General features: G+C 60.8%; 18 protein-coding genes. 4 read left to right on the forward strand and 14 right to left on the reverse strand.

The window, feature by feature from the left end:
• Positions 1 to 529: 529 nt before the first annotated feature.
• From ACZ5C7_RS01675 to ACZ5C7_RS01690, 4 genes are all read right to left on the reverse strand, one after another.
• Positions 530 to 1,246: a DUF8159 domain-containing protein gene (locus ACZ5C7_RS01675; protein WP_464374659.1), complete on the reverse strand. Its 717-nt coding sequence runs from the start codon at positions 1,244 to 1,246 to the stop codon at positions 530 to 532.
• Between the two features lie 183 nt (positions 1,247 to 1,429).
• The gene (locus ACZ5C7_RS01680) at positions 1,430 to 3,301 is read right to left on the reverse strand and encodes a midas domain-containing protein (protein WP_464374660.1); all 1,872 of its coding nucleotides are present in this window, start codon (positions 3,299 to 3,301) and stop codon (positions 1,430 to 1,432) included.
• A 268-nt stretch (positions 3,302 to 3,569) separates the two neighbouring features.
• Positions 3,570 to 5,459: a hypothetical protein gene (locus ACZ5C7_RS01685; protein ID WP_464374661.1), complete on the reverse strand. Its 1,890-nt coding sequence runs from the start codon at positions 5,457 to 5,459 to the stop codon at positions 3,570 to 3,572.
• 1,049 nt (positions 5,460 to 6,508) lie between these two features.
• On the reverse strand, positions 6,509 to 7,159 hold the full coding sequence (locus ACZ5C7_RS01690; RefSeq protein ID WP_464374662.1) for a hypothetical protein: 651 nt from the start codon (positions 7,157 to 7,159) through the stop codon (positions 6,509 to 6,511).
• Between the two features lie 324 nt (positions 7,160 to 7,483).
• On the opposite strand from ACZ5C7_RS01690, the gene ACZ5C7_RS01695 reads away from it, so the two are divergent.
• Entirely contained in the window at positions 7,484 to 8,611 is a 1,128-nt protein-coding gene (locus tag ACZ5C7_RS01695; protein WP_464374663.1) for a DUF4352 domain-containing protein, read from the forward strand.
• A gap of 15 nt (positions 8,612 to 8,626) precedes the next feature.
• On the opposite strand, the gene ACZ5C7_RS01700 is transcribed toward ACZ5C7_RS01695, so the two are convergent.
• Positions 8,627 to 8,746: a DUF7563 family protein gene (locus ACZ5C7_RS01700; RefSeq protein ID WP_464374664.1), complete on the reverse strand. Its 120-nt coding sequence runs from the start codon at positions 8,744 to 8,746 to the stop codon at positions 8,627 to 8,629.
• Positions 8,733 to 8,981, reverse strand: coding sequence for a hypothetical protein (locus ACZ5C7_RS01705; protein WP_464374665.1), 249 nt, complete (start codon positions 8,979 to 8,981; stop codon positions 8,733 to 8,735). The genes ACZ5C7_RS01700 and ACZ5C7_RS01705 overlap by 14 nt, the downstream gene beginning before the upstream one ends.
• Before the next feature lie 647 nt (positions 8,982 to 9,628).
• Between ACZ5C7_RS01705 and ACZ5C7_RS01710 the strand changes: the two genes are divergently transcribed.
• Together ACZ5C7_RS01710 and ACZ5C7_RS01715 are read left to right on the forward strand one after the other, a co-directional pair.
• Positions 9,629 to 10,330, forward strand: a complete 702-nt coding sequence (locus ACZ5C7_RS01710) for a phosphoadenosine phosphosulfate reductase family protein (RefSeq protein ID WP_464374666.1) — start codon at positions 9,629 to 9,631, stop codon at positions 10,328 to 10,330.
• A gap of 69 nt (positions 10,331 to 10,399) precedes the next feature.
• Positions 10,400 to 10,801 (forward strand): hypothetical protein, encoded by a 402-nt coding sequence (locus tag ACZ5C7_RS01715; RefSeq protein WP_464374667.1) that lies wholly within the window; start codon positions 10,400 to 10,402, stop codon positions 10,799 to 10,801.
• Between the two features lie 129 nt (positions 10,802 to 10,930).
• On the opposite strand, the gene ACZ5C7_RS01720 is transcribed toward ACZ5C7_RS01715, so the two are convergent.
• From ACZ5C7_RS01720 to ACZ5C7_RS01735, 4 genes are all read right to left on the reverse strand, one after another.
• Positions 10,931 to 12,427 carry a tripartite tricarboxylate transporter permease gene (locus ACZ5C7_RS01720; protein WP_464374668.1) on the reverse strand — a complete coding sequence of 499 codons (1,497 nt, stop codon included), beginning with the start codon at positions 12,425 to 12,427 and terminating at the stop codon, positions 10,931 to 10,933.
• Positions 12,424 to 12,963 (reverse strand): tripartite tricarboxylate transporter TctB family protein, encoded by a 540-nt coding sequence (locus ACZ5C7_RS01725; RefSeq protein ID WP_464374669.1) that lies wholly within the window; start codon positions 12,961 to 12,963, stop codon positions 12,424 to 12,426. The genes ACZ5C7_RS01720 and ACZ5C7_RS01725 overlap by 4 nt, the downstream gene beginning before the upstream one ends.
• 2 nt (positions 12,964 to 12,965) lie before the next feature.
• On the reverse strand, positions 12,966 to 13,994 hold the full coding sequence (locus tag ACZ5C7_RS01730; RefSeq protein WP_464374670.1) for a tripartite tricarboxylate transporter substrate-binding protein: 1,029 nt from the start codon (positions 13,992 to 13,994) through the stop codon (positions 12,966 to 12,968).
• Positions 13,995 to 14,391: 397 nt separating this feature from the next.
• Positions 14,392 to 16,932, reverse strand: coding sequence for a bacterio-opsin activator domain-containing protein (locus ACZ5C7_RS01735; RefSeq protein ID WP_464374671.1), 2,541 nt, complete (start codon positions 16,930 to 16,932; stop codon positions 14,392 to 14,394).
• Positions 16,933 to 17,589: 657 nt separating this feature from the next.
• Between ACZ5C7_RS01735 and ACZ5C7_RS01740 the strand changes: the two genes are divergently transcribed.
• Complete coding sequence (locus ACZ5C7_RS01740) at positions 17,590 to 20,100, forward strand: S8 family peptidase (protein WP_464374672.1); 2,511 nt, start codon at positions 17,590 to 17,592, stop codon at positions 20,098 to 20,100.
• Positions 20,101 to 20,291: 191 nt separating this feature from the next.
• Here ACZ5C7_RS01740 and ACZ5C7_RS01745 read toward each other — a convergent pair whose 3' ends face one another.
• From ACZ5C7_RS01745 to ACZ5C7_RS01760, 4 genes are all read right to left on the reverse strand, one after another.
• Positions 20,292 to 20,459, reverse strand: coding sequence for a hypothetical protein (locus tag ACZ5C7_RS01745; protein ID WP_464374673.1), 168 nt, complete (start codon positions 20,457 to 20,459; stop codon positions 20,292 to 20,294).
• 394 nt (positions 20,460 to 20,853) lie between these two features.
• Positions 20,854 to 21,033 carry a DUF7331 family protein gene (locus tag ACZ5C7_RS01750; protein ID WP_464374674.1) on the reverse strand — a complete coding sequence of 60 codons (180 nt, stop codon included), beginning with the start codon at positions 21,031 to 21,033 and terminating at the stop codon, positions 20,854 to 20,856.
• A 201-nt stretch (positions 21,034 to 21,234) separates the two neighbouring features.
• Positions 21,235 to 24,138 carry a bacterio-opsin activator domain-containing protein gene (locus ACZ5C7_RS01755; RefSeq protein WP_464374675.1) on the reverse strand — a complete coding sequence of 968 codons (2,904 nt, stop codon included), beginning with the start codon at positions 24,136 to 24,138 and terminating at the stop codon, positions 21,235 to 21,237.
• A gap of 204 nt (positions 24,139 to 24,342) precedes the next feature.
• Complete coding sequence (locus ACZ5C7_RS01760; protein WP_464374676.1) at positions 24,343 to 25,440, reverse strand: glutamate-cysteine ligase family protein; 1,098 nt, start codon at positions 25,438 to 25,440, stop codon at positions 24,343 to 24,345.
• Between the last annotated feature and the right edge of the window lie 307 nt (positions 25,441 to 25,747).

A 25,747-nucleotide genomic window follows, 5' to 3' on the forward strand; every position in this document is an offset into this window, starting at 1 on the left:
AACCATCCCATCCGGTTGACCGGTCGGAAACGACTCAGTTCGGCTGGTATTCGAGTCGCTCCTTGTCACGGTTGACGGTGTCCCATCTCCGGATACAGTGCTGTGAATCGTTCCGGAATGGGCACGTACGATGGGTTGGACCCAACGCGATAGCGCCCTTGTAGCTGCCGGCTCAGAAAACATTCTGGTCGCGGTGTTCGATCAGCTCCGCTGCGGTTTCGCGACCGCCGAACGCTCTCAACTCGAGACGCCGAATGTCGACCAGTCACGGCGCGTGGATCGCCTTTCCGAACGCGTATACTCCGATCGGTATCGAGTATCGCTGCCGATCCGTTATCAGCGATTGAGAAGGTCGGCAACGGCATTATCGCTCACTCTATCTGGTGGCTGAATACGAATCAGCGAATGGAACTCGAAAAGTGTTCGTTGATTGGGACGGATCGGCGACTGAAGCCTCACCTGAGAAACGAGAAGCCGGACTCGACCGGAACGCGTACACCGTTACCGTTTCGTTCTCACCGGCTTCCTCTCACTCGTCTCCGTTTTCGGCTTCCTCGTCGCCACTGGAATCGGAGTTTTCCCCGCTTTCGCCCTCTTCAGCAGCCCCCTCTTCGGTTTCCGCTTCGTCTTCCGTTTCTTCCTCCCCGTCCGATTTCGATTCGTCACTCGACACGGACTCATCGTCCCGATCGTATGAGACGAACGTGTCCGCAACGCTGGTGAGCAACTCGTGCCACTCGAGCGAGCCCGAGAGATAGGCGTCGACCAATTCGGTTTCGATCACGAACGAATCCAGCACGTCGCCGTCGTTCTGATCGTACGCGGACGCCTCGAGATACACGAGCGACAACCCCTCTTCGACGGTGGTCGTGTAGCCGTCCGTAATCAGCTCGATTTCGGTTGCAACGTCGCTCTCGCCGGTTCCTGTCGCGTCGTAACTGACCTCGAGACTGTCGTCGGCGCGTTCGATGTCGACCCGTTCGAATCCGGCGTCCTCGAGAGTCGACCTGAACTGTTCGATGATCTCCTCGTCGCTCAGCTCCTCGGTTTCGGATTCGTTCTCGGCATCGCTCGCGTTCTCCTCGCTTTCATCTTTTTGCGCGTCGTTCTCTGCGGCTGACTCGTTCTCATCCTCTGACTCGTTCCCGGCACCCGCATCGGTATCGCCGGTCTCCCCGTCGGGGGTGGTGGTAGTACAGCCTGCGAGGGCTACTCCGGCGGCTGCCAACAGTGTTCGGCGTTTCATAGGTACCACTGTCCCGGTATCGTCGTTAACACTCGAGGTAAGACGGCCGCGAATAGGGAACAGTCGGGGAGAATCGGGGACAAAACGCCATCAGTTGACTGCCTGACTATCCGTTATCCGGGTGACGTGGTGCGTCGATTTCTGGGACGCTGAAAAAAGACGTGTCGGGGTAGCTATCCGTTGTTATCCGATAACGAGGGAGACGAGGCTGTCGACTGCCGCGCCGATGCTCGAGGTCACGCTCGAGCGGTTGTCGGAGTCGTTTTCGTCGTCTGCATCGTTCTCGTCATCGTCGCCGTCGTCGTTGCCGTGGCCACAGTTGGAATCGTAGGATTCGTCGTAGCTACTCTCGTCGCTGTCGCTCTGTGAGCTCTCGGTCTCGGAGTCAGTGTCGGAGTCGGTTCGGGAGCTGTCCCGGGTGTCGACGTCGCTGTCACTGGTGCTCTCCTCGAGGCTGCTTTCGGACTCGTTGTCGTCGCTGCTCTCGTTGCGGTCGGTCTCGCTCACGTCGGACTCGCTGTCCTGCTCGCTGCTGGACTCGTGTTCGATGTCGTTGTTCTCGATCGTGTCGACGCCGGTGTCGCTGTCACTTTCGGTATCGAGTGCGGAGTCGCTGCTTTCACTGCGATCGCTCTCGTTCATGTCGCTCTCGTCGGTGAGCGTACTCTGATCGTTCTCGCTGTACGTGCGGTCGCTGGAGCTCTCGCTCTCGTCGAACTGGCTGTTCGTTCGTTCGTCGTCGGCGTCCGTCGTCTCTAGGTTACTTTCGTTCTCGTCACTCTCGGATTCGCTGCTGTCGCTCGCGTTCTCGTCTGCGTCGGACTCGCTGTGGACTCTATCGCTGTCTGCCGTGCTCACGTCCCGGTCACTCGCGTCGGAGGTCTTCTCCGAACCGTGTCGGTCGGTTTCGCTCGCGTCGAGTTCGGAGTCGTCGCTCTCGCTGTAGTCGCTCTCGTTGTCCGAGCTACTGCGGTCGCTCTGGGTGAGTTCGCTCTCGCTCTCGTCGCGGTCCGATTCGTCGAAGGAGCTTTCGCTCACGCTGCGGTCGTTTTCGCTCGTATCGCGATCGCTCTGGGAGCTCTCTTTGGCGTCGCTGTCGCTGTCGCTATCGATCCGGTCGTAGCTGTCGCGGTCGTTCTGTCCGCGGTCGCTCGCGTCGCGTTCGTCGAGGTCGGACTCGCTCTCGCTTTCGGAGCTGTCGCTCTCGTCGGATTCGCTCTCCTCGAAGTCGCGTTCGTCTTCGTCGCTATCGGACTCGCTCGCGTCGTGTGAACTCACGGAGCTGTCGCTCTCGTCGATATCGCTTTCGTCGGAATCGCTCTGACTGTCGCTCTCGTCGAGGGTGCTCGCGGTGCGTTCGCTCACGTCGAAGTCGGAGTCGTCGTAATCGATGTCGCTCTCGGAGCGGTCGCTTTCGCTCTCGTCGCTCGAGCTGTCGCTTTCGTCGGTGTCGCTCGAGCTATCGCTCGAACTCGAGTCGCTCTCGTCGCTTTGACTGTCGCTCGCGCTCGAGTCGCTCTCGCTGTGGGTGCTGTCGGAGCTTTCCTCGCTGTCGTCGATATCGCTGACGTCGCGGTCGTTCTCGCTCTCGTCTTCGTTGATCTCGAGGTCGGTATCGTCGACCTCGCTCTGACTCTCGGAGCGGTCGCTTTCGTCGATATCGCTGACGTCGCGCTCGCTGCTGGCGTCGTGGTGTTCGTCGCGGTCGTTCACTTCGGACGTGCTTTGGTCGCGATCACTGTCGCTGTCGCTCGAGCTGTCGCTGTCGCTTTGATCGAACGTACTCTCGTCCATGTCGCTCGAGCTATCGCTCGAACTGTCGCTGTCGCTTAGATCGGAGTCGCTCGACTGTTCCCGGGTATCGCTCGACGTGCGATCCCGGTCGCTACTACTTTCGTACTCGGTTTCCTCCTCGTCGTTGGACGACATCGTGCTGTCGTCAACGTGTTCTCCTTCGTCACACCGATCGTCCACTTGCATCGCGGCCTGGCTGGAGCTCGCTCCGGCCGTCCCGCTCACGCCGGCCGCGCCGGCTAATACAAGGAGACCAATCATTGTGATGACTGTTAGTTTCTGTCTCATCGTTACTCTCGAAACCTATACCGTAGGTCATTGGACCCTCCGCTCGGGTATCTTAAAAACCGGAGACGAAGCCCCGGGGAGATACGGGATAGATGGGGGCTTCTAGGGGTGATCAGTCCCGAACGGACTCGGACGAATCGCGATCAGCGACGGGACCGTCCGTTCGATTCGTCGGTCCGAAAAAAGTCGCTCGCGAACCCGACTCGCGCCGGACTCGCTCTCCGCTTTCGTTCGGTGTCGCTCACTCGAGTTTGCTGACGTCGACGTCGAAGGTACCGTCGGCGTTTTCGGCGATGATGCCCTTGCGCTCGAGTTCCTCGATGCTGTCTCCGGTGACGATCAACCGTTCGGAGATCGTCTCGCAATCGGAGTCGGTCGTCTGTTCGCGTTCGGTCTCGTCGCGTTCGGTCTGAGTCCGTTCGCTCTCGTTCTCGCTGTCGGAGTCGCTCCGGTCGCTGTCGCGCGTCTCGAGGTCGGACTCGCTCTCGCTTTCGTCGCGTTGACTCTCCCGTTCGCTGTCGTCGGTCCGCTCGCTACGATCGCGTTCGCTCTCGTCGCGGCTGCTGTCGCGGTCACTGATGCGTTCGCGTTCCGTGTCCGTGTCCTCGCGTTCGTCGGTACCGGTGTCGCTCTCGCTCTCGGTGTCGAGTTCGGATTCCGCGTGCTCGCTTCGGTCGCGGTCGCTCTCGTCGCGCTCGTCGGAGTACGTGCTGCCGTCGCGTTCGCTCGAGGTTCGTTCGCCGTCGCTGGCGCGGTCGGTGCGTTCGCTCTCGGTGCTCTCCTCGTCGCTGTCGGCGCTCTCGGCGGTCCGATCGTGTTGATCGCTCTCGGAGTCGCTGCTGTCGCTGGCGTGTTCGTCAGTGGCGGATTCGCTCTGAGAGCGCTCTCCCTCGACGCTGCTGGCATCGCGCTCGCTCTCGTCGACGCCGCTTTCGCCGCCGTCTCGAGTGCTCTCGCTTTCGTCGAGTGCCGTCTCGAGGGCTTCGTCTAGGAACGATTCACTGGTGAAGTCGCTTCGGTCGCTTTCGCTCCGATCGGTCTCGCTGGAATCGGCCTCGCTCTCCGCGCGGTCGGTTTCGCTCGTCTCGCCGTCGCGTTCGCTTTCGCGTTGCTCGCTCGAGTCCGACTCCTCGCTCTCAGCGTCGCTCTCAGCCTCGTACTGCTCTGCGGCGTCCGCGTCGTCGCCGCGGTCGAACCGGTCTTCGTCGATCCGTTCCGACTCGCCGTCGCTTACGAACCGGTCGGACTCGTCGCCCGAACTGGCATCGCTCTCGCTTTCGTGCTCCTCGAGTTCGCCCTCGCTGACATCGCGTTCGCTTTCTTCGACGGCGCTGTCGTCGATATCGCGTTCGTCGGAACCGCGTTCGCTTTCACTCGTCTCGACATCACGGCTATCGCTCTCGCTCGTCTCGCGTTCCGCGTCGTCGTAGTCGATGTCGCTCTCGCTTCGGTCGCGATCGCTTTCGTCCGTGGCCTCGTCGCGCTCGTCGGTCTCGAGGTCGCTCTCGCTCGCGTCCTGTTCGCTTTCCTCGGAGGCGCGTTCGCTGGCACCAGAATCGCTCTCGCTGTGGGTGCTGTCGGCGCTCGAGTCGGTCGCGTCGCTCTCGCTGACGTCGTGATCGCTCTCGCTCTCAGCTTCGTCGATCTCGACGTCGGTGTCGTCGACCTCGCTCTCGCTGACGTCGCGTTCGCTTTCGTCGAGATCGCTGACGTCGCGCTCGCTGCTGGCGTCACGGTGTTCGTCGCGGTCGTTCACTTCGGACTCGCTTTCGTCGCGGTCGTACTCGCCGTCGTGACTGCTGTCGCGCTCGGAAACGTCGCGTTCGCTTTCGTCGAGATCGCTCGAGCTGTCACGCTCGTTCGCACTTTCGCTCAGCTCTCGTTCGTGTTCGTTCTCCCTGTGATCGTTGTTCGACCGATCGCGGTCGCTTTCACTCTCACTCTCGCTCTCGTCGATCTCGCTCGTGGTATCGACGGCTTCGTCCAGGTGTTCGCTCACGTCACATCGCTCGTCGTCCATGGTGTAGACGACAGTCTGGTCGTCACCTGTCGGGACGGCACCGCTTGCGGCGATGACGCCACCGACGACCAGAAGGGCGGCTAACGCGAGGACACCAAGTTGATCTATCATGTTCCGGTTCTCCCATCTAGCCGACCCGTCGGTTACGATTCGGATAGGTCTCTAGACAACGGGCTCTTCGCCACAGTTACCCAAAAGGAGACGACGAAGGGTGTGGAAGAATCGCGGGGAACGCCGCCGGTTGGGGTCGTCTCCGCGGAGTATCGGACAGTCGCACTGATCGTCGGCCAGCCGGTGGCCTCGGCCCACTCCGCTACCCGTCGCACTCGATTTTCCAAGACCGAGCTGTTCGTCCCGGCCCCTACCCTTTTTTGGGTCCGAGGTGAAGAGCCCGTGTGAGACCGTCGACGATAGCGATCGTAATTGGACTCCTCCTGATCGTGATTCCGATCCCCGTTCTGCCGCCCTTGGTCGGCACGGTTAGCGGTGTATTCTTCCTCCTCGGCGGCGTGCTCCTCAGACTTCTCGGCGTCTAGGGGCCGCGGAAGCCGAGGAGACGTTGCGACCTCGAGCGGGTGTGAAGTTCCTTGCAGGCGTCCCCGAGCGTCGGTCCCCGCTCCAGTCGGAAACTCGGTGTCGAGCGTGAGTTGTCGTTCTCAGCACCAGTCGTCGCTCGTCTCGAGAACGGTGTCAGTCGGACCATCCGCGGACGAACCGTTCGATCTGCGGCCGCACGAACCGTTTAATCGGCGGCCCGGGTTTAGTCGCCAGTTCGGGGTTCGATCGACAGCCCTACACGCATCACGCGTGATCGATTTCGGTATCGGTCCGCACCTAACTGCGCTGTTCGCCGCGCTCGAGGCGGCAGTCGCCACAGTAATACCCGTGGTACGAATCGTCTAACTCGAAGATACTGCCACAGCCGATACACGTCGGATCCGGTATTCGAATCATTTTGTCCACCCCGAGCAAGCGTTGCTAGTGCTAAGGGTCTATTCGTCGTCGAGGACGGGCGGCTTCGTATAAGGACGGTGAAAAACCGCGTCGATCCGGGGTCGCCTTCGGAAGGAGGGGGTTACGCTCGCCTCGTGCTTGTTCGAGTCACGTCGGTTAGTGATTGCTCGAGCCGCGACGGTCTCTTGATCGAACTCGAGAAGCCGTCAGTCACCCGACTCAGCGACGATTTCGACGCGGTCACCGGCTCCGTCTTTCGCGTCGTCGACGGGTCCGACGCCCTCAAGCACGTACGTTTGCGGATCGACTTCCTCGCCGTTGACGGTGACGGAGACGCTGTCTCCGTCGTCTTCGGCGAACGTCTCGCCGCCGACGGCGAAGCGGTCCGCCGTCACGTCCATTCCGAGCGTCTCGAGGGCGTACTCGATCGTCACGTCCTCGCAGTGGGCGTGCCAAACCTCGGCGTCGTCGGAGCCGTGGAAGTGGAAACAGCCGTCGCGCTCGAGGTGCTCCGGATCGTCGAACGCGACGGCGGTGTCATCGTACACGACGGAGATCGTGCCGTGTTCGTGGATTTCGCTCGAGGCGTCCGGTTGTACCGCGGCCGAACTCACGGCCGATCCGGAGTTGAAAAACACCGTCATGTACCCCAGGACGAACAGGACGAGGACGGCGGTCACACCCGCGTAAAGAGCCAGCCTTCTCCGGCTCGTTTTTCTCCCACCCGAATCCGCGGATGAGACGTTCAAACGACGGCTGTCGATGTTCGTCAGTTCGTCGGCGTGCGCTCGTCTGAGGTGGCCGTCGTACTCCTCGTCCGGAAGCGATTCGCCGCAGTAGGTGCAGTTGGCTGTCATCGGCGTGGATACCACGAACAGGCTTCGGCGGGCTATGAAGGGTGGTCGAAGAAACGGGTCGTTTCCGTCCGCCGGTCGGAGCGCTCGCGTGAGTTATACTGTCGGACAGAAGTCAATACGAAGTCGGTCGCGAATTCGCGGCCGTCTCTACCGGCGACGGCCGCAACGGAGCGACCGATCTTCACGTAGTTCTGTCTGATAGTATTAGAGGAAGGTTGAATGTTCCGCGCGTGGCGTGGGTTGGCCGACACCTGCAGCCGTTTCTTCCCGGTTCGGCGGTAGTTTTCACCCACCGTACTTGCTGGCCCGTCACCGGGTTCGATTATGGAACGGATCGATCGGCGAACATATCTCTCCGTAGTTGCCGGTGGAACCCTCGTCCTCGCCGGCTGTGCCGGTGACGAGAACGACGAATCCGACGAACCGGACGTCGAGCCCACGGACCTGGAGGAAGGCGATGCCACGGCTTCTGCGGATGAATCCGAGCCGACCGACGAGACGGACGAAACGGACGAGTCCGGCGACTCGGAGGTGCCGACCACCGTCGAGGTCGGCGAACGCCTCGAGGTGGACGACCTCCACCTCATCGTTTCGGCTTTCGATCGCGCGGATGACGTGGTGATTGGACAGAGCGGTAATGCGATGGACGCGAACGGTGGGATGGCGAAAGCGAGCGGGGCTGTCGCGGGGCCGAATACCGAAGTGCGCGAGGCGGACGAGGGATCGGCGTTTGCGGTCGTCGATCTCGCCCTGCAGTACGCCGGAGACGAACCCGTTGCAACGATCGACGATCACCTCGCGATTTCACTCGCCGACGACGGGGAGGAACCGACCGGCAACGTCGAAGCTCCGTCCGAAAACGACGACGAGGCGGCCGGTGTCGCCGAGGTGCGACTCGCGCCCGGCGAAGTCGCTCGAGGGGATCTCGTCTACGAAATCGACGACGACGCCGAGGAGTTGGTACTCCTCCTCGAGTTCGGCGAGGCGGACGAGGAGTACGCCGTCGACCTCGAGTCGGAAGCCGAACCGGCCGAGACGATCGAACAAGACCTATCCACCGACGCGCTCGAGTTTTCCCAGGGAGTCGAAACGGGTGGATTCGAAGTGACGGTAACGGGTCTCGAGCACGGAAACAACCTGGGCGGGTTCATGCAATCCGACGAGGGGTACGAAATCGTCGCGGTGGGGGTTCGGTTCGAGAACGCAAGCGGGCGCGAACACACCCTCTCGGCGGGCCAGGCCCAGCTTAAGGACGAGTTCGGCCGCAGTTACGAGGAAGCGGCTGGCGCCGTCGGGGCGCTCGAGGATTTCGACGGAGACGTTCTGGAAGACGGCGAGGAGTCCGACCGAAAGATCGCCTACCAGCTCGAAGAGGGAGTTTCCGAACTGTACTGGGTCTTCGACTTCGAAGATGGAGGCGAGGATCGCCGAGTGTTCTGGAAACTTCGCTGAGCGGCGTCAGTATCGCTATTCCCATCGCCTCGATCGCAGACAGTGAAGGCATTCGTACACGCCGTTTCGGTTGTCTCCCATCACGCGAACGTACGCTCGAGAGAGGGGGCTCCCGCAGGTCTCACAGGAGTGCATTGTCGACCTGAAGCGCGTTGTTCTCCTCGGTTTCGTACGCGGCCATGATGAGCCCGACGACTTCGGGGTTCGACGGCTCGTAACCGAGTTGTTGTTCCATACTCGTTTTGATCTCTTCGAACCGGTTGCTTTTGGATCCGTACAGTTTGATGTGTGAGGTCATTGGTGGTGTTGTAATTGTGTCCGTTGCTGTCGTGTAGCGTTCGTTGCTGTCGTGTAGCGTTCGTTGTGGCATGCGGCGTCCATCGCAGCATACCCCATCTACTGCAAGCGCGTAGTCATCTTCGATCCATGGCGAACGAAAACCGCGTTCGCCGGTGACCGGTCGATGTCGTTGCTCGAGCCCCCTTGTCCGTTGAATCCCATGTGGGCGACGAGGTCGGCAGTATTCCAGAGACGAGTCGGTATCATCCGGGAGGTGAGTCCGTATCACCAGGGGGCGAAGGCACGGAGTCGTCCGTCACCGGTATAGTACCGATCGAGCGTCATCGAATTCGCTTCCGGGTGCGAGTGGGCAAACGACGCTGAATGGGTACTATGCGTTTACAAACGACACGCATTGTCGAGAGTTGTCTGCCTATGTGGTTGGATGCGGTGCAGCCTATGTCCGTTGGCCGACCCGTAGTCGTCGCCGAACGGCGGTTTCAGTGATCGACCGATCCGGATCACCTGCGGAAAAATCGAGCCGAGATAGTCGTCTCGAGAGAAACGGCGGTGAGCTTATCACGCGGTCGATTTCGATCGCTCTCGAGACCCGAATACGCAGGCAGAAGAGCCATCCCTCTCTTGCTGACTACCCTATACTGTCCGGGCGTGGCTGAGATCCGAAAATTCGACCGCTGTGGTGCACTAATCAGCCACGAACCCGCCCACTACACAACAATGTCAACCGATATCCCTATCGAATCAACCCCTCTCGACGAAACGGTCGAAAAATCCCTCGACGTACTCGAAGAAACGTGGGATCGATTCGATTCGCCGGTGTTCACCTGTAGTTTCGGAAAGGACTCGAACGCCGTCCTCGACCTCATCGACAGGACGAGCGCCGACCTCGAGGAACGAACGGCGCTCTCCTTTCTCGACCACGGTAATCACTTCGAGGCGACCTGGGAGATGAAAGACGAGCTCGAGGACTACTACGGCGTTACGTTCGAGACCTACGAGCCCGACTCGAGTTACGAAGAACTCGTCGCAGAGCACGGGCCGCGGGTGAACCAACGGAAGCCAGACCTGTGCTGTACGACGCTCAAGTCGAATCCGATGGAGGAGATGATCGACGGACACGACAGCTGGATCACGGGATACCGGATCGACGAGGGTCTCGGCGACGGCGATAAAAGCTACGAATGGCGGAAGAATCTCGACTTCTTCGAAGAGAAGTCCGAGGTCGTCCGAGTCAACCCGATCGTCCACTGGACGACGGAGGACGTCTGGGAGTACCACGAGCGCCGAGACATACCGTACAATAACCTCTACGACGAGGGTTTCGAGTGTCTCGGATGCAAGCAGTGTACGCTCGACGGTGACGAGCTCTTCGCGTACGACAGCATTCGACGAGTCGGCGACGGAGAAGCCGACGATTGAAAACCGCTTCGTCGGCAACTCGCTCGTCGCAACCGATGCGGAACTACCGACGGCACCATCTCGAACACAATGACAACGGATAAACAAGATCCGAACGAGATCGCAGAACAGTTGCTCACCAAGACCGACGGCGAAGAACTCGTCCTGTACGTCGACGAAGACACGAAGTTACCCACCTCGATTATCAGGCCGCTTCACCTCCCGAGGTCGGCGGACGACGACGTTGACGGCGGCAGTCTTCGGTACGCCGTACGGGCCAGCGAGCGAACGGTCGAGGAGTTCGATCTTCCCGGCCGAGAAGGGCTCGTCGCTGCGGAGGAAGTCGAATCGGGGTCGTGGAACCGGTCACGGGTCGAATTTTACGAAGAAATGGTCAAAACGGACGACGACGGGAACGAATACACGGATTTCGGTGACTTGGTCAGATCCGACGAAATCGTCGCGGTCGACGATGGATCCGCTAGCAACTAACTACGATAGCCCGTTCCGTTGCTGGCGAGTCGAGTCCTGGTCGCCTCGTATCACGTTTCCGGCGAGTCAAGTCCGGGTCGCTTCGTACGACGTCGAGATCAGTAGTGTCAGTTCCTGATCGATAGTCACTCAGTTTTTGAGGACGGTGACGATCAACGAGAGGAGGGTGAGGACCAGTAATCCGACGGCGATGTAACTGTTAAAGAGGAAGGCCGTGACGCTCTCGCCGGTCAACAGCCAGCCGGTAACGAAGCCAGATTCGGCGATATCGCCGAGAATAACCCCTAACACGAGACTGACCAGCGGATAGTCGTACTTGACGAACAGTAACCCGATCAGTCCGAACAGTAACACGATGTACAGATCCACGGTGGCGTTCCGGACCGCGAACGCGCCGACGATCGCAAGTACCGTCACCGTCGGGATAATGTATCGAACCGGAATGTACGCGAGTTTCCCGAAATATTGCGATCCCGAGATTCCGTAGATCAGAATGAGAACGTTTCCGATGAACAACGAGAGGATCATCGCGTAGACGATGTCGCCGGAGGATTCGAACAGCCCGGGGCCGGGATTAAGGCCGTGGAGAGCGATCGCGCCCAACAGCGCCGCCGTCGCGCCGCTGCCCGGGATCCCGAGTGTGAGCGTCGGGATTAACGCGCCGCCCTGGGTTGCGTTGTTACTCGAGTCGGCGGCGATGACTCCCTCGATGGCCCCGCCCCCGAACCGTTCGGCGAGTTCTTCGTTGGCCCATCGCTTGGCCTCGTTGTACGAGACGAAGTTCGCCACGTCCGCGCCCGCACCCGGCAACGATCCGATGAAGGCACCGATGAACATTCCTCGAGCGGACCCGATCGGACGCGAAGCTACCGCTCGGGCTGCTTCGTACACCTCAGCCGACCCGCCTCTGGTGTGCTCGTCGTCGGTGACGACGGTTCCGCGAAAGGCCAACCGAAACAGCTCCGTGAGGACGAACAGCCCGATTAGCACGACGATGAAGTCGACGCCGGCGAGGAGCGTCGTCTGGTCGAACGTCGCTCGCGATTGGGAGAGTTGTGGGTCGTTTCCGACCGTTCCGATTAGCAGCCCGAACGCGCCGGCCAGAAGCGCCTTCGAGAGTGAGGATCCCTTTGCGGCGGGGATAATCGAGAGCGCGAACACCGCGAGCAGGAACATCTCCGGCGCTCCGAAGTTGAGCGCGAACGAGGAAATCGGCGGCGCGAAAACGAGGAGAACGACTGCCGCGAACAGCCCCGCGATTCCCGACACGATCGCCGAGACGGCGAGCGCGTAGACGGCCCGTCCCTGTTTCGTGAGTTCGTACCCGTCCCAACAGGTGACGACAGAACCCGGTGCGCCGGGCGTGTTGATGAGGATCGCCGGGATCGATCCCCCGTACACCGCGCCGCCGTAGGCCGCTACCAGGAAGATTAACGCGGTTGTCGGCTCGAACGCGATCGTGACCGGTGTAAAGAGGACGATGGTCATCGTCGCGGAAAAGCCGGGGACTGCGCCGAAGATGACGCCGATTGCGGTCCCGACGAGGATTGCGAGGAGGATGTACGGATCCGTGAGTATGCCGATTCCACCCTCTATCGTCGCGGGGGTAAACAGCGGGTCGATCATAGTGGGACCATCAGCCACTGGATAAACACTAGCCAGACGACGAACGCTACTCCGACCGAATAAAGCGCGATTTTGGCCGGATCGCGCTCGCCGAACAGGAACAGCGTGAGCGCGAGGAAGACGACGGTCGTCACGAGGAATCCGACCGGATCGAGGGCGACGATGTAGGCGGCCGTCAACCCGACCAATAGCACCGCATTACGGACGGTGAAAAACGGATCGTCCGCTGGCGTCTCGGTGCTCGTTTCGGCGGACGCTAACTCGGGCGGGGGCCCGTCCGAAGGCCGTTCGCGACCGTCTACGTGACCGTCGATCGAGACGGCCTGCCCGACGATGGTAACGACGGCGAGGGCGGCGGTCGCGTACAAAAGCGGACCCGCGTACAGCATCGAGAGGTCCGGTAAGTTGCGCGTGTCCCAGTAGTAAAATAGACAAAACGCTAATACTATCCCCGGAAACAGCAGTTCACCGGTGTCGACGCGGGCGGTTCGTGATCCGATTGAGACGGTGACGACCGGCGGCGTGATCCGTGTCATGACTACTCTCGATCGTAGATGAAGTCTTCGATCACGTCGGCGTACTCCTCCATGAACCGAGCGTTTTCCGCGACTTCTTCCTCCGTCTCTTCGGGGCCCTGATAGTCCGTGATCTCGTCTAACCCGCCCTGTTCTTCGATCCGGGTTTGAAACTCCTCGTCTTCGAACACCGCGGCGTAGCTTTCCGCCAACTCTTCGAAGCGGTCGGGATGGCGCTCGCGAACGCCGCCGGGCGCGACGATCAGTTTCCACTGGCCGAGACCTTCTTCGACCAACGGCACCTCGTCCAATCCAAGTTCGCCGAACGACGGGGCGGTCGGCCACACCTCCTGTTGCTCTGCGGTGTGGGTTCCGAGTGCAGTCACGTCGTCGACGTGATCGGGATTGAACGACCAGGGTTGGTTGACACCCGCGTCGATGTCCCCGGCGAGGATGCCCTGTCGGAGCCCCGACCCGCCCTCCATATTGACGATCGTCAGATCGAGGTCGTAAGCGTCATCGACGAGTAGCGCCGAAAGCGCTGTGTTTCCGATCGACGCAGTGATTCCGACGGTCGCCCCTTCTTCGCGGGCGTACTCGACGAACTCCTCGAGATCACCGTACGGTCGATCGGGCGGTGCGAACCACATGGTCGGGTCCCAGTGGTGAGTCCCGAGGTAATCGAAGTCGTTCTTCCTGTACGGCGCATCCTGGAACAACCACGTCGCCTGCATTTGCGGCATGTTCCACATCGCGATCGTAAACCCGTCCGGGTCTGCGTTGTACACCTGCTCGCCACCGATCTGCGTGGATCCGCCGGGATAGTTTTCGACGACGAACTCCACGTCTAGAAGTTCGGACCACGTTGGTGTGGTAACGCGCATCGCCCGGTCGGTGCCGCCGCCCTGCGACCACGGAACGATCGTCGTGATTTGCGTTTGGTCGAACGCCGTCGTCACACCGAGCGTGGTGGCACCGTACGCTGCCGTTGCCGAAATCCCGGCGACTCCTGCCGCGATGAATTCCCGTCGACCGATGTTTTCGAGGGTCATTGTTGGTATCGTGTGATCGATTTGCCGAGTGCCGACTTGGGGCGCCGGTGGGGGCCACCGACGAGAGTTCCCAGGCGGGTTGTCGTTCGGCGATTATCGCCGTACATATATTTCTCTGACATCATTAACGATGATTACTGACTCAAGATTTCCCAACCACCGAACCAACCGTTCCATCACCCGTATAGGGATCGAAGTGTGTATTTAATTACGTGTATCACTAAGGATCTATCCGCGGTTTCGTATTTTGCTTGCCCATGCCAGCACTCGTTTCGACACGTACCGATAGATCGGATTCAAATAATCTCCTATTCCTGAGCAATTGCTAACACAGTACGCTCGTCCGACGGCTGTACGGCGCGTGTACGAATTCGATTCTCGACGACACGTCGATCCGTTATCGTTCGTCTGAGCCGTTTTCTCGCTCGGACAATATCATCGAGAGCAGCTTTCGCTGGGCGGCGCGAAGATGATGATTGAACGTCGGTTGGCTAATGCCGATTCCCTCCGCGACCGCCGCTCCGGTCGCGGCTCGAGGGACGTCGAAGTAGCCGTCGACGAACGCCACCTCGAGCGCCTCGAACTGCTTTTCGGTCAACTCGTCTTCGAGATCGGCGAGAAAACCGTCCTTCGTTCGCGCGACGTACTCGTGATCCTGCCGGCGGACCAGCGTCGAATCCGGGTACATGCGGTCGAACACGTCGTTAAACTCGCGAACGTCTGCGTGCTCGGGGAGGACGACGACTAGACGACCAATCCCGTCTGCCGCGGTGATCGTTTTCGGGACGGCTCCGTACTCGAGCAGGCGCGCGACGAGACTTGCTTCGGTAAGCGTACACTCGAACACGTGGTCGTCGCCCCGTTCGGTGACGAGTCGAGTCGCCGTGACTGCCGGCGACCGACTCGCCAGCTCGAGAATCGTCTCGACGGAACCACCGCCGACGGTGAATAAGCCACGAATCGAGCCGTCGGACCGCGGCGTGACCGACTCGAACTCGTACGTCGACTCCGCCGTTCGCGTCCACTCGAGGAACTCGATCTCGCGGTCGCGAACGCGAAATTCGAGTTCGACGCCGTCCCGACCGACGAGGGCGGTTTTCAGCTCGATCGTGTGGAGGGCGTGGCCGAGCCACCGTCCGATCTCCTCGAACTGCTCGCGTTCCACTCGATCGAACGCGTTGGGGCGCTCGCTGTACACCGCCAGAGCGCCGTAGGACCGCTCTTTGAAGACGAGCGGAACGCTGAGAACGGATCGAAACCCACTCGCGATCGCACCCTGTCGCCACCGCTCGCCGACAGCGTCCGTCACGAGATGACGCTCGACCTGCGCCTCGAGGGTGTGGATCGCGCGTGCCGTCGGTTCGCTCTCTTCGAGGAGTATTTCGCCGTCGCGTTCGACTCCTTCGAGGTATCGACTTTCGGGGCCGGCGGACGCTCGATCGCGTATCTCCTCGCTCACCCTGTCACGGTCGGCAATTATGGCGAACGCGTACCGATCTCTCGCGACGATCCGCTCACAGACCCGTGCCTCGAGTTCGTCTCGCGTCCACGCCGTCCGAATCGCTCGGCCGGTTCGCTGGAGGAGTTCGTGCGTTTCGACGAGTCGGTCGGCCGTCTTCGTCGTCGCCTCGAGTTGCTGATTACACATTTTCAGCCGGCGTTCGTCGTCGATGCGGTCCAACGCGGTCCCTGCGATAGCTCCCGCGAGGCGTGCGAGAGAGTGGTCGTTCGACGTCAGTCGAGCACCCTCGATAGCGCCGGCGCAGAGAATTCCTCGAGTACCGACCGGAACGACGATACCTCGCGCTTGGTCGGGATCGTACACCGGGTTCGCCGGTCTGGGTAGCAATGTCGTGACGAACACGGACTCGTGATCGATTAGCGCGCTCCATTCGGGTGTAGACTCGTCTTCGAGCGGGATTTCGGTGGCACCGTCCTCGAAGCGCCGGCTCGCAGCCTGTCGACGGAGCGCGTCTTCGCCCTCGTCGTACAGGTAGACGCTTGCGAATGCGCCGTTTCGAAGCGCTTCTATCGCTTCGACGACGGCGGTGCAGACGTCTTCCTGACGGACCGGGTCTCGCACACCGCTCGATCTAACGAGCGGTCCGAGGACGGCGAGGTGGTGCGCGACGCGGTCGCTGGTACGCTCCTCGATATCGGCGATCGAACCGCCGCGCTCGGAGAGGGCGGTCGCTGTACACACGTACTTGTCTCCCTCGCCCCGACCGATCGACACTCGAACCGGGAACCGCCGTCCGTCGGCGCGAATAGCGGTCGGCTCGTCCGTCGCCCCTCCGTACGATCGGACGCGTTTCGCGATGTGTTCGAAGCGGTCTCGCTCGTCGGTCGGAAAGACCGTCGACCACGACTTGCCGAGCAATTCCTCGGGAGCGTATCCGTGTAAATCGGCGTAGCTCTCGCCGATGCTTTCGAACGCCAACGACTCGTCTAGCAGGCAGCTTCCTTCGACGACCGCGCCGGGGCTGACGGAACCGACGGATTTCGAACGAACGCCGTCGGTCGCGCGTCGTCGTGCGACGGCGTCGGCTACTCTCGAGGCCAGCCATCGGAACCCGCGGTCGCTGGATCCCTTCCACAGGTAGTCCGTCGCCCCTTCCGAGAGGGCCTTCTCGACGAGGTTGTCAGCACGGGCCTCCGCGAAGAAAATGTACGGCAGGTCCGGGTCGATTCGGCGCACCGATCGAAGGAGATCCAGACCGCTCGTCTCCCGCAAACGAACCTCGCTGACGACGCAGTCGACCGACTCGAGCGAGCGAGAGACGTCCGCGTCGGTCGAGGCGACGGTCACGCTGATACCGAACTCGTCTTCGAACACGGCCGTCGCGGCTCCGATGGAGTCCTCGTTCGTATCGACGAAGAGAACCCGTATCGGGTCGCCGACGTCTCGGCCGTCGCGCGTTGGTGTAGTGCTGCTCATCGGTGTTCACGGACCGTCGTATTTGCGTCCGAAGGCGATGAGGGCGTTTCGACCGACGCGACAGGTACGTCGTCGACCACCCATCGGATCGCCGGATACAGTCTGCTTTGAGTTCCCGAGGCGGTGGAAGTCTCGAGGAGAGTGCGTATCGCTAGCGCTTAAAGGCGACACGAACGAGAAAAGCGAGCGCCTATGTCGTGAACGTCCGCCAACCGATGTACGTTGAAGGCCAGGTGTTCGCCGCGTACCCCCACTGTCGACAATCGAGCGGACCGTCGCCGGTTCCGCGATCGGGCGCTTCCCCGTCTCGTCACCGGCCGACTCGAGCAGCGGAACCGTCTTCGAAAGCTGAACGAATCGAATTGCGTCGCTACTGCGACCTCGCGAGACGGCCGATCACGTCCGACCTTCCTCTCGTCGAGTGATTCACCGAAGGTGGATGTCACGCGTATATGAATCCGACCGCTATTCGAATCGACTCGAGGATCGGTGGAGGCTATCCACGTAGCGCGTGCGGCTTAGTCGATAGCCGAGTGAAGCATCGTGAAGAAGAATATGACCGAACGGGGAAACACCCACTCGAACGGCGGCGAATCTCCGCGGACGAATCAACGAAATCGCGATATTTTAGACTGGATTTCACTTTGGAGCAGATCGATGAAACGGAGTCTCGTGCTTTCGGTCGCTCCATCTCTCGTGTGTCTCGTCTCGATAGCCCGGTTAGGAGTCTCGCGACGAAACGCACTCGGGATGATTGGTGGCGGTCTCGCGGTCGCTCTCGGAATCGCTCCTGCAACGGGCGAGGAGACGGAGAACGGGGACGACCTCGACCGGTACGTCGTCGGTCTCGAGGAGGGGACCTCGAGCGCCAGCGTCTCGCGGCAGGCGACACGAGTGCACCGATCGCTGGATCTCGCTTCGACCGGCGGCGTCGTCGTCGCCAGCATCGACGACCAAGCACGGGAAGAGTTCGAGGCGAGATCGGACGTCAGGTACGTCGAACGAGATCACGTCCGTCGACCCTTGGTTCGCAACGACATCGAACCGGCCGACGCCGTCGACCTGGGAGCGGAGCAAAAACTGCCCTGGGGCGTCGAACGTATCGGCGCGATCGACTTCCACGACAGTACGGAGGGCAGCGACGGCGGGTCCGTCGCCGTCCTCGACTCCGGAATCGACCCCGAACACGAGACCCTCGAGGTGGCCGGTGGCGAGGCGTTCACCGAGTGTGACGGTTCCGCTTGCGAGTCCGAGTGGGACGACGAAAGCGGGCACGGGACCCACTGTGCGGGCACTATCGGGGCGCTCGACAACGGAGCCGGCGTCGTCGGCGTCGTTCCCGGTGCGGACATCTACGCGCTCAAAGTCCTTGCGGGCGACGGCTCCGGATACGATTCGGATATCGCCGCCGCCATCGAGTGGTGTGCGGACAACGACATCGACGTCATCAACCTGAGCCTCGGGGGAAGCGAGGAGGCGCAGGTGCTCGAGGACGCCCTGGGATACGCCTACGAACGCGGGGTACTCGTCGTCGCTGCGGCGGGCAACGACGGCTCTTTGGGCGGGATCGACTACCCGGCGGCGTACGACGAGTGCATCGCCGTCGGCGCGACGGACGACCACGACGAGGTGCCGGACTGGTCGGCCCGCGGCGAGACCATCGAACTCGTCGCTCCGGGAGCGGACGTGCTATCGACCCAACCCGGGGACGAGTACGTCTACCTGAGCGGGACGTCCATGTCGACGCCGCACATCGCCGGTATCGGCGCCCAACTGATGGGACAGGGACTTCCGCACGCCGAAGACGCGAAAGACTTCGACGATCCCGGCGGCGTCCGCGGAATACTGCGAGAGACCGCCGAGGACGTCGGTTTCGACGACGACGAGCAGGGATACGGCCTGCTCAACGCGTTCGACGCCCTCGACGAACTCGAGCCCGTCACTACCGAAGACGTCACCGACGTGCGGACGACCTCAGCGACGTTCAACGCGTCGATCAGATCGCTCGAGAACGCCGACACCGACGCCGATGCTGTCGAGATCTCCTTCCAGTGGCGCGAGTACGACGGCTCCGAGTGGAACGAGACCGAATCGGAACCGCTCGAGGAAGACGACGAGTTCGACACGGCGGTCGACGACCTCGAGCCGGATACCGAGTACGACGTTCGTGCAATTCTCGACGACGGCGACGAGACGACGACCGGAAACGTCGTGACGTTCGCGACCGGACTCGACGACCTCGCCGTCGAAACGGATGACGTCGACGTCACCGATCACCGAACGGTACGGGTCGCCGGGGAGATAACGGGCCTGGGTGATAACGGAACCGTCGATGCGGCTTTCAGAACTCGTCCGGTCGGCGACGACGAGTGGGAACCCACCGAGTCCGACTCGCTCGAGGCGATCGGCGCCTTCGAGGACGATATTTCGGGCCTCGAGCCCGAAACGGAGTACGAAGTCGAAGCGACTCTCGAGGGGGACGGGGAGCAAACGACCGGCGAGACCGTGACGGTCGAGACCGATCCGGAACCGGGGCTGCCGACGATCGAGCGGTTCGAACTCACCGACGACAGCACGGACCAGTTCGTTCGGTGTAACGTCCACTGGGACGTTTCGGATCAGGACGACGCACTCGAGTTCGTCGCAACCGAACTCCGCTACGCCGACGACGAGGACGTTATCCACCGAACCGAATCCGAGATCGACGGTGGCGAGGAGAGCGGCATCCACACGGTCCGAAACAGCGACCGACTCGAAGGGGCCGGCGAGGAGTACGACGTGACGCTTTCGGTCACCGACGGCGAGGGCAACGTGACCGAGGAGACGGAACGACTCTCGCTCGACGAACGGTCTCCCGCCCCCAGCATCGATCGATTCGAGATCACCGCCGACGACTTCCTCGGCTCGCCCGAGGCCGTCGTCGAGTGGAAAATCTCTGACGAGGGAGCAGACCTCGACGGCGTTGAACTCGAGATGCGTCTCGCCGATGACTCCGCGGTCGTCGATTCCTCGAGTTCGATGGCGCGCGACGACGAAGCGTCTGGTACCGATTCGCTCGCGGATCGAGACAGTAACGGCGACGAGGCCGAGTACGACGTCACGATCCTGGCGACCGATTACTTCGAACAGACGACCGAAGAAACTACGCGGGTTACGCTTGGCGAGTGAGCGCGGAACCACCCTCTTTCGAATCACGATAGCGAGACTAGATGCTCGAACGACGTGTTGTATCGTGTGGCCTGTAGCGTGTGGCTTCTAGCGTACGGGCTCTGCAGCGTGCGGCCTGCAGCGTATTGCTTCCAGTGCGCGATTGAAACCGTGCGTCAACACCGAACGAGCGGAGTCGTCGCGAACCCGATTCAGTGTCGGAACTCCCCGATCTTTGGATCGTCCGAATCGAGCCCTGCCATCAGGAGTCCGAGCACTTCCGGATTGCTGAGTTCGTAACCCATTCGGTTACTCAACTCGAGTTTTACCTCTTCGAATCGTTCCGCCTTCGTTCCGTGGAGTTTGATGTGTGTCGTCATGCGGGTATGTTTCGCAAGTGTTCTCGCGCGGTCGTCACAGCGGGGAACCCGGAACCGGTATCGCTAGACGCTCTCTGCTTCCCTCGAACCCCGTGGGGGTCTCGGTGACGGTTGTTCCCGTTCCGTTCGAGCGACGGTTCGATCCGTTCGGCCGAAGATGAACGCAGGTCGGTTGGTCCGACCGTCGCACCAGGATTGTGCTGGTCCAACAGAGAAAGCGAACAGGACGCTCGTAAACCCCGGTCGAAGCCGCGGTGCGTGTCGGGGCGATTGGCAAACAGTTGGCCCTACCCGATACCCGAACGCACTTCTCGTCGTTCAATGGCCCCTCGATTTCTCGCTCGAGAGTCCGTCGAGGACGACCGTCGCGGAGAACGGCACTAGTTCGTCCGGTTCACATCGCGTTCTGGAGCGGAACCGCGCACGTCGAACTGATCCAGCCCGCTCGATGTCGTTTGTCGTAGATGATGACGCGACCGTCACTGACGCCGTAGGCGACGACGGTCGGCGGAACGGCCGAACGGTCGGGCTCGAGATCGATGTGTGGGCTGTCGTAGCTGTCGTATGATGGCATAGTTTTTGGTTCGATGTGCGCTGGTGATTCTCGAAACGAGTCGGTTTGTCCCCGCGTTGTACCCACTGTTACGACAGCCGTCAGCAACGCTTTCGCGCCGAACTACGTTAGTGCAGACGACCGACACACGTTAGCAACCCCGTCTCACTGTTCCGAGTTTCCTCGTGGTCAATGGCTTCCAGCGCTTTCACAAAAACAGCTTCACTCGCGTTGTTCCTCGAGAAACGCCGATAAGAGGTTCCACAACCCCTTCCGTAGGTGCTGGTGAAGCGTCGACGAGGAGACGTCCATCGAGTCAGCGAGTTCCTCCGCGGTGATGGCCCGCGGCCAGTCGTAGTATCCCGATGCGTACGCGGATTCGATCGCGGACCGTTGTTTTTCCGTCAGCGCGCTATCGACTGTCTGGCGAAATTCGTCAGCCGTCTCGATCGATCGATTGTGCTCTCGCTTTGCCTTCAGGTCGACGTGAGCGAACGTCTCCTCGATCAGCGCGACTATTTCGCGGACGTTAGTCGTCACGGGTACCTCGAGAACGATCCGTGCCTCGCCGTCGATCGCGGTCGCGGATTGGAGCGTTGCGCCGCCCTGAAGTGCGACGTGGGAGACCGACTCCGAGGTGAGCGTCTGGAGAACGAAGCTATCGTCCCGTTCGGTGAGCACCTGCGCGTCTTCGATCTGCTCGGCATCGGCCGCGAACTCGAGAACCGATTCCGGATCGGTGCCCGCCACCGTGTGGTAGTCGAGGATCCGCTTCGATTCGATCGGTACCGATCGCTCGAGCGTACACTCACAGCCGAGCCCGGCGGTCAGATCGAGGAAGAACGGTTGCGTATCGGACACCACGAACTCGAGTTCGATCACCGAGTCCGACAGCAACAGCGTTCGGTGCCTGATCGCGTTGATCGCGAATCCGATCACTTCGCCGAGCGATTCGAACCCGCTCACCGCTTCCTCGCCGAAGATTTCCGTCCCCACTCCGTTCACCACCAACACGCCCAACAGCCTATCACCGTACGTGAGGGGGATCGCCCCCGTGGAGTGCACTTCCTCGGCGGAATCGCGTTCCGAAGGCTGCCCGTCGATCTGGTAGTGTCTGACGACCTCCACAGAGTCCGTTTCGATCATTCGTTTGACGGACCCGTTTCCGATGCTCGAGAGAGACATTTCGTTGATCGCCTCGAGATCGCCGTCCGCGATTCCCGATCCGGTCCGGGTCGTGACGTGATCGGTGCTCGCCTCGATGTCGCCGATCCACGCGCTGTGATAGAGATCGGAGTTCACCAGATGGTCACAGACCGTTCGCTCGATCTCTTCGCGCGTCGTCGCTTCGATGAGTCGTCGGCCGATCTCTTGAACAAGCGTGTTGATTCGGTACAACGTCTCGAGTTGATCGCGCTGGTTGCGGGCCTCGCGCTCGGTGGTTTTGAGCAACTGAGATCGCTCCGCCCGTTCGATCGCCGTCCGGACGTTGACCGACAGCATCTCCACCAGATGGACGTCACGGTCGTCGATATCGATATCGTTTTGCAAAATGATGCTAATCACGCCGTATTGTCCTACCGGCACGTGGAAACTCGGGAATCCGGTTTCTAGCTGGTCGGCCGGGAAATCCGATGGTGGGGGGTTGACGATCGGCTGTTCGTTTCGGAAGGCGTGACCGGCGAGCGTCGCCTCGAGATCGTACGCCACGTGGGATTCGAGCAACGCTTCGGCCCCCGCCGTCATGACGGCACACTGGAGCCGGTTCGCGTCGGTATCGAACAGGCGAAGACAGGCGTTCTCGAAACCGAGAACGCTCTCGACGACCTCGATACCGATCTCTCCGATTTCCTCGACGTCGTCCGCCCGTATCAGGCTCTGGGCGACATCGTTGAGCGCCTCGAGTTGACGTTCCTGTCGCTTTTGCTCGGTGATGTCACGAATGATACACACGAGCCCGCCGTCGGCGAGGGTTGAGAGGGTTATTTCGAGAGGCACTCGAGTGCCGTCCGTTCGTCGTCCGGACGCCTCCCCTCGCCACGAACCCCGCTCATCCAAAGCGGGGATCACTTCGGCCTTGTAGCGGGCGACCTCGGTCGCGTCGAAGAGTTGTTCCCACGTCGTTCCGATGAGCGATTCGGGATCGTCGCGTCCGAACAATTTGGCGTGAACGTCGTTCATGTACGTGTAAACGCCGTCTTCGTCGGTGATCGCCATGCCATCGATCGCCGCGTCGATAGCCCCTGACCGCTGGTAGACAACTCGCTCGTTCTCGACCCGATCGAACGCCGCCCGGGTGTTCTTCGAGAGAATATCGATGAGTTCCCGCAAGGACCCGTTCAAATCGTCCCTTGTCGTCGATTCGACGGTGAGTAATCCGTGTTCACCGAGTGGAACGACGAGTCGCGCCTCGAGGCCCATCTCCGGATGGGCCACGTTCTCGATCGAATCGTATTCCTCAAGGAGGGTTACGTCGTTGTTCCTGTAACTCGCCATTTCGACCGTTCCGTCCGTGATCGGATCTATCCTCTCAGATGCGCTCGTGTTCGGGTCACTGGTCGGTTCGTCACTCGCGACGACCGCACGAAGTTCGTCGTTTCCGTCGTCACTAAGCCATAGGGTCGTCCGCTGCCGATCGAGAACCGTTTGGACGACATCGACGGTAATCCGCGCGATTTCTCGACGCGTTTGGGCGGCCATAAGCTCTCGACTCGCATCGTTGAGTGCCGCGAGTCGAAGTTCGTACTCGCTTCGTCCGTCAAGGTCCGGACGTTCGTGAAAAGCGGCGATAAACCGCTGCTGCTCGTCGGCGTTCGTTCCTTTGAGTGTTAGTCTAACAGGAACAGTTCGACCGTTCGCGTGACGGAGTAACAGGTCGCTCGTCACGGCCGCTTCTCCCGTTGTCCGTCGCTGCAGTCGATCGAATGGTGTCGACTTCTCGTCCGGGAGCAGCCCGTCGACCGTTTGTCCGAGCAACTCACCGGGGCCGTATCCCAGCAACTCCGTTGCAGCTTGATTTGCGTAGACGATGTGACCGCTCTCCTCGAAGCTGATGACGCATTCGGTGATGACCGTCGTCACTTCCTCGAAGAACGTATCGTCGACTCGAGGTGAAGTAACTCCCATTAGTAGTATAGAGGGTTGCCTAGCTACATAAACATATCAAACACCAACCAAAAAGTACTGTCTTTAGAATCGCAGGGAATTCGAGTAATTACTTCGCTCGTCGCTCTTTGGAACTGACTGTCCGGATTGTTCACGACGTTACCGAACCGATGGAAGAAAGCCCACTTTTCGTGTCGAAGTCCGGATGCGGGCGGGGAACTGTCACTACCGTTCGTCGCCAGCGTTGCCGGCTTTCAGGGATTTGACGTCTCGTTTCAATCGCTCGGCGTTTCGGAGTCGTAACTCTCGAGCGGTTTCGAGGGAGACGTACTCCGTCGTCTCGAAACGGTTTGTGAGCGGATCGTACGCGTCGACGTCGAAGCCCATCCGCTCGAGGTAGTCGACCACATCGGGCGATTCGAGGCCGTCGACCATGGCCGTTCTGGCGTACCCGTCGACGCGTTCGAACTCGGGGAGGACGATTTCGTCGTCCGATCGCTTCCCGTTGTCACCGCTGTCGCCGATACGAACGTTAGTGTTGTGAACCGCTTCCAAGATCGAATCTAGCTCTTCGACGAGGCGAAGCAATTGGCTCGGGAGGGTCGCATCGGGAGACCGCCACTCGACCGTCGGCATCTCTTCGCGGAGCCTGATCGGGGTCCACACGGCGTCGTCGGACGAAAAGTGCGCGTCGACTTTCGCCTCGGAAATTCCTTGCTCGACGGCACTCGCTTTGAATCCCTCGAGCCGTCGATCGAGGCGTCGGTGCCATTCCGCGACAGTGTCGACGTAGTTCCAGAGTTGGCCGTGCTTCGGGAACTGCTCGTAGCACCCCTTTCGGTAGAGGGAGGCTCGAGCGCTGCTCGCAATCCGATCGCCCTGGTAGTACGGCGAGGAGTTACAGAGTGCGAGCGCAGGGTCGAGCGCGATGAGCGCGTTGAGTTGATCGACGACGTTTCGCTGTTCGAAGTGAACGTGCGTCCCGGCGCAGTACTTCGCGTACTCGAAGCCCGATCCGATAACTTGCTCCTGTATTTTCCCCCGTTCGTCGGACTTCATATCGATCGATTCGCAGTTGATCGGGGTGCCGAGCGGGACGAGCAATTTCTCGAGCTCCGACGCTCGCTCGAGAACGGTATCGAGTTGGTCGATAACCGTCGTTCGGAGTTCCTCGACCGTCTCGCAGGGCGGTGTTTTCAGTTCGAACAGGCAATCGACGAACTCCTCTTCCGCGTAGGCTGAAACGTCTGTGAGTTCGCCGGGCTCCGTGAGTGTCCCGTCCCTATCAACCACCCAGTACTCGACTTCGATGCTCTTTTGCATTGTATGTTGTTTCTAATCGGGAGACGTCGTCGAGTTATTCCGATGTGGACTTGCTCCGGTCAATCGGGGAGAGTACCCACATCGTGTGAAATCATCGTTCGCTGTTACGAAGACGAGTGATAGTTAGGATGGAGGTGCGGAAACCTCACTGCTTGACTATGCAACCTACCGGTACCCCCAGCACCACCAGTACCTCGGTCACCATTGGCGCGTGAGTCGGACGGCCGAACGCGTTAGATTGACTATCGCAGCAGCAGTGTCGAACCACTCGCGGAATTCCACCAAACGGTACGGCGAAACAGCTGGC

Source organism: Halostagnicola alkaliphila, assembly GCF_055379965.1.